At 62.2% G+C, this 8,270-nt stretch carries 8 protein-coding genes and 1 pseudogene; 7 read left to right on the forward strand and 2 right to left on the reverse strand.

Annotation, left to right across the window (positions count from 1 at the left end; translation table 11 throughout):
• The 6 genes from T281_RS14790 to rpe form a co-directional block, all read left to right on the forward strand.
• Positions 1-756: phosphoribulokinase (locus tag T281_RS14790; RefSeq protein WP_037240992.1), on the forward strand; the 756-nt coding region annotated here is incomplete at its 5' end.
• Positions 757-791: 35 nt separating this feature from the next.
• Positions 792-2,786, forward strand: a complete 1,995-nt coding sequence (gene tkt / locus T281_RS14795; protein ID WP_037240996.1) for a transketolase — start codon at positions 792-794, stop codon at positions 2,784-2,786.
• Between the two features lie 62 nt (positions 2,787-2,848).
• Positions 2,849-4,306: a ribulose-bisphosphate carboxylase large subunit gene (locus T281_RS14800; protein ID WP_037240999.1), complete on the forward strand. Its 1,458-nt coding sequence runs from the start codon at positions 2,849-2,851 to the stop codon at positions 4,304-4,306.
• Positions 4,307-4,398: 92 nt separating this feature from the next.
• A complete protein-coding gene (locus T281_RS14805) occupies positions 4,399-4,821 on the forward strand; it encodes a ribulose bisphosphate carboxylase small subunit (protein ID WP_037241002.1) in 423 nt (140 codons plus the stop codon).
• Positions 4,822-4,967: 146 nt separating this feature from the next.
• On the forward strand, positions 4,968-5,906 hold the full coding sequence (gene cbbX, locus T281_RS14810) for a CbbX protein (protein WP_052037544.1): 939 nt from the start codon (positions 4,968-4,970) through the stop codon (positions 5,904-5,906).
• 20 nt (positions 5,907-5,926) lie between these two features.
• Positions 5,927-6,592, forward strand: coding sequence for a ribulose-phosphate 3-epimerase (gene rpe / locus T281_RS14815; RefSeq protein ID WP_037241003.1), 666 nt, complete (start codon positions 5,927-5,929; stop codon positions 6,590-6,592).
• A 169-nt stretch (positions 6,593-6,761) separates the two neighbouring features.
• Here the strand turns inward: rpe and T281_RS14820 are convergent, their stop codons facing one another.
• Positions 6,762-7,415 carry a hypothetical protein gene (locus tag T281_RS14820; RefSeq protein ID WP_037241005.1) on the reverse strand — a complete coding sequence of 218 codons (654 nt, stop codon included), beginning with the start codon at positions 7,413-7,415 and terminating at the stop codon, positions 6,762-6,764.
• On the opposite strand from T281_RS14820, the gene T281_RS18895 reads away from it, so the two are divergent.
• Complete coding sequence (locus T281_RS18895; protein ID WP_155955280.1) at positions 7,414-7,641, forward strand: hypothetical protein; 228 nt, start codon at positions 7,414-7,416, stop codon at positions 7,639-7,641. The genes T281_RS14820 and T281_RS18895 overlap by 2 nt on opposite strands.
• Before the next feature lie 270 nt (positions 7,642-7,911).
• Here the strand turns inward: T281_RS18895 and T281_RS14825 are convergent.
• A pseudogene (locus tag T281_RS14825) lies at positions 7,912-8,270 on the reverse strand (DNA gyrase subunit B); the annotation flags it as partial.

The following is an 8,270-nucleotide window of genomic DNA, read 5'->3' on the forward strand; positions in this document are numbered from 1 at the left end:
GCGTACCACCTCTACGACCGCGCCTCCATGAAGAAGGCGATGGCCGAGGAGGAAGCGCGCGGCAACCGTCATCTGAGCCATTTCGGCCCGGATGCGAACCTCCTGAAGGAGCTTGAGGAAACCTTTCGCTCTTACGGCGCGACGGGAACGGGCAAGACGCGCCATTACGTTCACGACGCCGGCGAGGCCGAGAAATTTGGGGTGCCCGCCGGCACCTTCACGGAGTGGCAGGATCTGCCCGAGGGCAGTGACATCCTTTTCTATGAGGGTCTTCACGGCGCGGTTACCCTCAAGGAGCAGGGTATCAACATCGCGAAGCACGCTGATCTGAAGATCGGCGTCGTACCGGTCATCAATCTGGAGTGGATCCAGAAGATGCATCGCGACAACAAGATGCGCGGCTATACCCCTGAAGATGTGACGAAGACGATCCTTCGCCGCATGCCCGATTATGTGCACTACATCACGCCGCAATTCTCCGAAACGGACATCAACTTCCAGCGCGTGCCGACGGTCGACACGTCGAACCCGTTCGTGGCCCGCTGGATCCCGACGCCGGACGAATCGCTCGTCGTGATCCGCTTCAAGGATCCGCGCGGGATTGACTTCGCGTATCTCAAGACCATGATCCAGGACAGTTTCATGAGCCGGGCGAATTCCATCGTCATTCCGGGGGGAAAGCTCGACCTCGCGATGCAGCTTATCCTTACGCCGATGATCCACCGGCTCGTCGATCTCAAGCGGCGCTCGTCCTGAGCGCTCCGAACGCCGCGAACAGAAGAAAGACCAAAATGACACCTCCCGTTTCCAATCCGTCGCAACGCGACCTCGCAAACGCCATCCGCGCGCTGTCCATGGACGCGGTTGAAGCAGCCAATTCCGGCCATCCCGGCATGCCGATGGGCATGGCGGACGTCGCCGCCGTGCTGTTCACGAAGTTTCTGAAGTTCGACGCGAGCGCGCCGAAATGGCCCGACCGCGACCGCTTCGTGCTGTCGGCCGGCCACGGCTCGATGCTGCTTTATTCGCTCCTCTATCTCACCGGCTCGCCGGATGTGACCATCGAGGAAGTGAAGAAGTTCCGTCAGCTTCACTCGAAGACGCCGGGGCATCCGGAATACGGCCACACGCAGGGCGTCGAGACGACGACCGGGCCGCTCGGCCAGGGCATCAGCACGGCCGTCGGCATGGCCATCGCGGAGCGGCTGCTCGGGGCGCGGTTCGGCGACAAGGTTGTGGATCACCACACCTATGCCATCGTGGGCGACGGTTGTCTGATGGAAGGCATCAGCCATGAGGCCATCGACCTCGCGGGCCACCTGAAGCTCAACAAGCTGATCGTTCTCTGGGACGACAACTCCATCTCCATCGACGGCTCGACAAGCCTCTCCACCTCCACGGATCAGGTGAAGCGCTTCGAGGCGGCGGGCTGGAACGCCGTCCGCGTCGACGGCCACAACGCCGCCGAAGTCGAAGCCGCCATCGCCAAGGCGAAGACGAGCGAAAAGCCGACGCTTATCGCGTGTAAGACCATCATCGGTTTCGGCGCGCCGAACAAGCAGGGCTCGGAGAAGACGCACGGCGCGCCGCTCGGCAAGGACGAAATCGCCGCCGCACGCGAATTCCTCGGCTGGCCCTATGCGCCGTTCGAGGTGCCGGAGCCGATCCTGTCGACGTGGCGTGCGGCTGGCACGCGTGGCAAGGCCGAACATGCCGCCTGGCATGAGCGCCTGTCGCAGCTCACCGCGGACGAGCGCGCCCATTTCGAGCGGATGATCGAGGGCAAACTGCCCGCAAGCGTAAAGGAAGCGCTCGACGCTTTCATCGCGAAAAACGTGGCGGAGAAGCCGAAGCTCGCGACGCGCAAATCGTCGGAGATGGCGCTTCAGGTCATCAACGACGCCACCGACATGACCATCGGCGGCTCGGCCGACCTCACGCACTCGAACTACACCATCACCAAGGGCATGAAGTCGATCACGCCCGACGACTTCACGGGCCGCTACCTCCATTACGGCATCCGCGAGCACATAATGGGCGCGGCCATGAACGGCATCGCGCTGCATGGCGGCTTCGTGCCCTATGGCGGAACGTTCCTGGTGTTCTCCGACTACCTGCGCGGCTCGATCCGGCTTTCCGCGCTGATGGGCCTTCGCGTCCTCTACGTGCTGACGCATGACTCCATCGGCGTCGGCGAAGACGGCCCGACGCATCAGCCGATCGAACACCTCGCGAGCCTTCGCGCGCTGCCGAACGTCAATGTGTTCCGCCCTGCGGACATCGTCGAGACGGCGGAAGCCTACGAGATCGCGCTCGCTTCGAAGCATACGCCGTCGGTGCTGGCGCTGTCGCGGCAGAACCTCCCCACCGTGCGCACGGAAGCTTCGAGCGAAAACCTCACCGCAAAGGGAGCATATGTTCTGCGCGGCGACGCCAAAGCCCCGCGCGACGTGACGCTCATCGCCACGGGATCGGAAATCGAACTCGCGGTTTCCGCAGCCGAGCAGTTGAACGCGGAGGGCGTGAAAACCGTCGTCGTGTCGATGCCGTGCTTCGAACTGTTCGACGCGCAGCCGGAGGCCTATCGCGCGGAAGTGCTCGGCACCGCGCCGCGCGTCGCAATCGAGGCGGCGGGCCGCTTCGGCTGGGATCGCTGGATCGGCGACAAGGGTGCGTTCGTCGGCATGAACGGCTTCGGCGCGTCAGGCCCGGCGCCGCAGGTCTACAAGGAATTCGGCATCACGGTGGAAGCCGTTATCGCCGCCGCAAAAAAACTCGTCGCTTGAGGCGTGGCCGGGAGTTCCCGGCCACCACTAAACAAAGTGTAAATACAAGGAAGGTGACACCCATGAGTGACAAATCTGAAACGGTTAAGGGTGAGGACCGCTACAAGGCGGGCGTAATGTCCTACAAGAAGATGGGGTATTGGGAGCCCGACTATCAACCGAAAGAGACAGATCTCATCGCGCTCTTCCGAGTTACGCCGCAAGATGGCGTGGACCCGATCGAGGCGTCCGCCGCTGTGGCCGGCGAAAGCTCGACCGCCACATGGACTGTGGTGTGGACCGACCGTCTCACCGCGTCGGAGAAGTACCGCGCGAAATGTTACCGCGTCGATCCGGTGCCGAACGCGCCCGGCTCCTACTTCGCCTACATCGCCTACGACCTCGACCTTTTCGAGGGCGGCTCCATCTCGAACCTCACGGCGTCGATTATCGGCAACGTGTTCGGCTTCAAGCCGCTGAAGGCGCTGCGCCTCGAAGACATGCGGTTGCCCGTCGCCTATGTGAAGACGTTCGACGGCCCGCCGGCTGGTATCATCGTGGAACGCGAGCGCCTCGACAAGTTCGGCCGCCCGCTGCTCGGCGCGACCGTGAAGCCGAAGCTCGGCCTTTCCGGCCGCAACTACGGCCGCGTGGTCTATGAGGCGCTCAAGGGCGGCCTCGACTTCACGAAGGACGACGAGAACATCAACTCGCAGCCCTTCATGCACTGGCGCGAACGCTTCCTGTACTGCATGGAAGCCGTGAACAAGGCGCAGGCGGAGACGGGCGAGATCAAGGGCTCGTACCTCAACATCACCGCCGGCACGATGGAAGAGATGTACAAGCGCGCCGAGTACGCGAAGGAACTTGGCTCCTGCATCGTGATGATCGACCTCGTGATCGGCTATGTCGCGATCCAGTCGATTTCGAAGTGGGCGCGCGACAACAACATGCTGCTTCACCTGCACCGCGCGGGTCACTCGACCTACACGCGCCAGAAGAGCCACGGCGTTTCCTTCCGCGTCATCTCCAAGTGGATGCGTCTCGCGGGCGTCGACCACATTCACGCGGGCACCGTCGTCGGCAAGCTCGAAGGCGATCCGCTGACCACCGCCGGTTACTACGACATCCTGCGCGAAGACTTCGTGCCGCAGAACCTTGAGCACGGCGTGTTCTTCGACCAGCCGTGGGCTTCGCTCGGCAAGGTGATGCCGGTGGCTTCGGGTGGCATCCACGCCGGTCAGATGCACCAGCTCATCCACTATCTGGGCGAGGACGTGGTGCTTCAGTTCGGCGGCGGTACCATCGGCCACCCCTACGGCATCCAGGCTGGCGCGACCGCGAACCGCGTGGCGCTCGAAGCGATGATCTTCGCGCGCAACGAAGGCCGCGACTATCTCGCCGAAGGCCCGCAGATCCTGAAGGATGCCGCGAAGACCTGCACGCCGCTGAGGCAGGCGCTCGATACGTGGGGCGAGGTGACGTTCGATTACACCTCCACGGACACGCCGGACTTCGTGCCGACGCCGACCGCTTCCTAAGCCTGCGAGTGCCAAGGCCGGGGTCGTCCCGGCCATCCTTCGAATTTCACTCAGGCCTCCGCACGCGGAGAGCAGAATACCGAGGAAACCTAATGCGCATCACCCAAGGACAGTTTTCCTTCCTGCCCGATCTGACGGACGAACAGATCGCGAAGCAGGTGCAGTACGCCATCGAAAAGGGCTGGGCCGTGAACATCGAATTCACGGACGACCCGCATCCCCGCAACTCCTATTGGGAAATGTGGGGCCTGCCGATGTTCGACATCAAGGACGCCGCGGCGGTAGTCTCCGAGCTTCAGGCCTGCCGCAAGGTCTATAGCGGGCGTTACTACATCCGTATCTCGGCGTTCGACGCAACGCATGGCTGGGAATCGCTCCGTATGTCGTTCATCGTCGACCGCCCCGCCGAAGAGCCCGGCTTCGACCTTGAGCGTCAGGAAGTCGACGGGCGCAACATCCGCTACACGACGCGGCCCTATGCCACGAACAAGCCCTCGGGCCAGCGCTATTCGTAAGCATCGCGCGGAAATCGCGGACATGGAAACGTGGACATGGCTGGAAAACCGGCCATGTCTTTCCTTTGCGGATTGAAATACGGCCATCGTCACCATTCTTGATGAATGGACGATGGCGCCATTCGCTAGTGCGGGCGTGTCGGCCCATGGAGGAAGACGTGAGCGTGACGGCGGAACAGAACGAAAATGCGGCGGCGAACGAGACGATCGACCTGCGCCGCGACTATGAGGAATCGGGCGTCGGTGAGGTGCTCGACCAGCTCGACCGCGAACTCATCGGCCTGAAGCCGGTCAAGACGCGTCTGTGCGAGATCGCGGCGCTGCTTCTGGTAGAGCGCGCGCGGAAGCGCCTCGGTCTCGTCAATGAAGCGCCGACGCTGCATATGAGCTTCACAGGCAATCCCGGCACCGGCAAGACGACCGTGGCCATGCGCATGGCGAACATCCTGCACCGCCTCGGCTATGTGCGGCGCGGCCAACTCGTCTCCGTGACGCGCGACGACCTCGTCGGCCAGTATATCGGCCACACCGCGCCGAAGACGAAGGAAGTGCTGAAGAAGGCGATGGGCGGCGTGCTGTTCATCGACGAAGCGTATTACCTCTATCGCCCGGAAAACGAGCGCGATTACGGCCAGGAATCCATCGAAATCCTGCTCCAGGTGATGGAAAACCAGCGCGAAGACCTCGTCGTTATCCTCGCGGGCTACTCCGACCGGATGGACAAGTTCTTCACGGCGAATCCCGGCTTCCGCAGCCGCATCGCGCATCACATCGACTTCCCGGACTATTCGGACGGCGAGTTGCTTCAGATCGCGGACAAGATGCTGGATCACCAGAACTATTATCTGTCGCCGGAAGCGAAGGTTGCCCTCGCCGACTATATCGAGAAGCGCCGCCAGCAGCCGCATTTCTCGAATGCGCGCTCAATCCGCAACGCGCTCGACCGCGCGCGGCTCCGTCAGGCGAACCGGCTGTTCGCGCACACGGGCGGGGCGTTGACCGCCAACCAGCTTTCGGAAATAACGGCTGAAGACATCCTTGCAAGCCGCGTCTTCAAGGTCGCGGCCGAAAGCCAGAACCAATAACGAAACAACAGGATACGCCCATGTCCTCGCTCCCGCTTATCGCGCCGTCCATCCTTTCCGCAGACTTCGCCCGCTTCGGCGAAGAAGTGCGCGCCATCGACGAAGCGGGCGCCGACTGGGTGCATGTGGACGTAATGGACGGCCATTTTGTGCCGAACATCACATTTGGCCCGCGCCTCGTGGAATGCATTCGGCCGTGGACGAAGAAGCCGCTCGATGTGCATCTGATGATCGCGCCCGCCGATCCGTATCTCGAAGCATTCGCGAAGGCTGGCTCCGACATCATCACCGTGCATGCAGAGGCGGGGCCGCATCTCGACCGCTCGCTGCAAGTGATCCGCTCCCTCGGCAAGAAGGCGGGCGTTTCGCTCAACCCGTCGACGCCGGAAAGCGTCATCGAATATGTGCTCGACAAGATCGACCTCGTGCTCGTGATGAGCGTCAACCCCGGATTCGGCGGGCAGGCGTTCCTGTCGTCCCAGGTGGAGAAGGTCCGGCGCATCGCGGCGATGATCCAGGGCCGCCCCATAGCGCTTGAAGTGGACGGCGGCGTGACGCCCGAAACCGCGCCGCTGCTGGTTCAGGCAGGCGCGACCGCGCTTGTGGCGGGCTCGGCGGTGTTCAAGGGCGGCGAATATGCGAAGAACATCGCGGCGATCCGCGACGCGTGCCTGCTGACGGCTTAGATCAGCCGGTGTGACTCGGCACCCGATTTTACGCAGAGAAGCCAATCGACAGCCGAAACACCGTGCCGCGGGCGTGTGACTTGCGGCACGCGCCGAAACCGATGGAGCGGCGTAACGCGCGCGATCTGCCGCGCCTTCGCTCAGCATTCCGCCTGAGTGCGGTGATTACTTAAACCCCGAAAGAGAAAGCCCAGTTGAAACCGCCCGGCGCCGTCACTGTTGCCGTGAATGGCTTCGCCGGTGCTGGCGCGGCGACTGATTGCGGCGCGGTGGTCTTTTGCGGAACTGCGGGTTGCCAGATCTTCGTCCAGACGTTGAAGCTCTCCGCCACGGCTCCCCAAGGATTGAAGGCGTTTTGGGCGAGGGCGGGACTCAGCCAGGGATTGAACGCCGCCCATGGAGCCAAAGCGGTTCCCGGCGCGAAGGAACTCAGCGGTGCGAAACTGGTCAGCGGCGCAAGCAATTGCGGCTGCGACCATTGCGGGATGGCGGACGGAGGCGGCTTAAGTCCGAAGGCGGCATAAGCCTGTGTGACGGCGGCGGAGGTTTCGCGCGCGGCCCGTTCGAATGCGAGCGCGGCGGCTATCTGCGTAAACAGAAGATGCGAGCGATTGCCGAGCGTTTCGTAATGCCGCGCCCAGAACGAAATCGCCTCACGCAAGAAGTCGACGTAAAAATCGCCGAAGTCGCGCGGGCGAGTGGGTTCGGGTTTGGGCAGCGGAGCAGTTGCCCATGGCGCCGCGAAGTAATTGATCGACGCACCAGATGAAGCAGGGGCAGACTGCGCCTGCCCTGCCGACGCGAATGCAAGAAACGGAAACATGACGGTCGCCCTCTGCGTCGAATATATTCGTATCCGTGACATTAACGCAATTCATGTTGCGGTGCAACAATCATCGCAGGGCTTTGGTGCGCCGCACAAAAACCCGCAGTGCGGATTTCCCCGTCATATCGAGCATCTCGCAGCAGATCTGATGCGGCGCGACGCTGTAAGTTCTGCTGTCGGTCAGCTTCTCTGCGCCAAATCGAGTCCGATTAACACAGGCTGATCTGATGGAGAGACGGTTGTCTGAGTTTGTATTGTATAGCAACAATACCAAATCTCGCTCAAATAAGCGGCTGAAAAAGGCTTTTCGGGTTGTAGCAACGCCCGCTAGGAGCGAGATGAACGCCGATTGACCATATTCGTCTCACTCCAGCTCAACCACAGATCCCATTGCGGGTTTTGACCGGAAAGCTTTTGGTTTCAGCAGCCTGCTGGCGTCCGACATTTGCTCGCGAGCGTGCCGCCAACGGATGCAAATGTCGGAATTGAACCATCAGATATCCAGATTCGACACCGACAACGCGTTCTGCTGGATGAAGTCGCGGCGCGGTTCCACCACATCGCCCATGAGCTTGGCGAAAATCTCGTCCGCGTCCGCAAGCTCGCCGAGCTTCACCTGAAGGAGCGTGCGCACATTCGGATCGAGCGTCGTCTCGCGGAGCTGCTCCGGGTTCATCTCGCCGAGGCCTTTGTAGCGCTGCATGGTCACGCCCGCGCGCCCTGCGGCAAACACGGCGTTCAATAGATCGCGCGGCCCATGCAACGGCGTTTCCGTGCCCTTGCGCTCCAGCACGGTCCGGCCGGAGAAAAGCTCTGCGAATTCCGGGTGGTAGGTGTGCAGCTTGCGGGCGT

This window comes from Rhodomicrobium udaipurense JA643 (assembly GCF_000636015.1).
Classification (GTDB): domain Bacteria; phylum Pseudomonadota; class Alphaproteobacteria; order Rhizobiales; family Rhodomicrobiaceae; genus Rhodomicrobium; species Rhodomicrobium udaipurense.

Coding starts and splice junctions, on each gene's coding strand:
- T281_RS14820 (WP_037241005.1), bottom strand. CDS start 7,415: ATGTTTCCGTTTCTTGCATTCGCGTCGGCAGGGCAGGCGCAGTCTGCC.
- tkt (WP_037240996.1), top strand. CDS start 792: ATGACACCTCCCGTTTCCAATCCGTCGCAACGCGACCTCGCAAACGCC.
- T281_RS14800 (WP_037240999.1), top strand. CDS start 2,849: ATGAGTGACAAATCTGAAACGGTTAAGGGTGAGGACCGCTACAAGGCG.
- T281_RS14805 (WP_037241002.1), top strand. CDS start 4,399: ATGCGCATCACCCAAGGACAGTTTTCCTTCCTGCCCGATCTGACGGAC.
- cbbX (WP_052037544.1), top strand. CDS start 4,968: ATGGAGGAAGACGTGAGCGTGACGGCGGAACAGAACGAAAATGCGGCG.
- T281_RS18895 (WP_155955280.1), top strand. CDS start 7,414: ATGACGGTCGCCCTCTGCGTCGAATATATTCGTATCCGTGACATTAAC.
- rpe (WP_037241003.1), top strand. CDS start 5,927: ATGTCCTCGCTCCCGCTTATCGCGCCGTCCATCCTTTCCGCAGACTTC.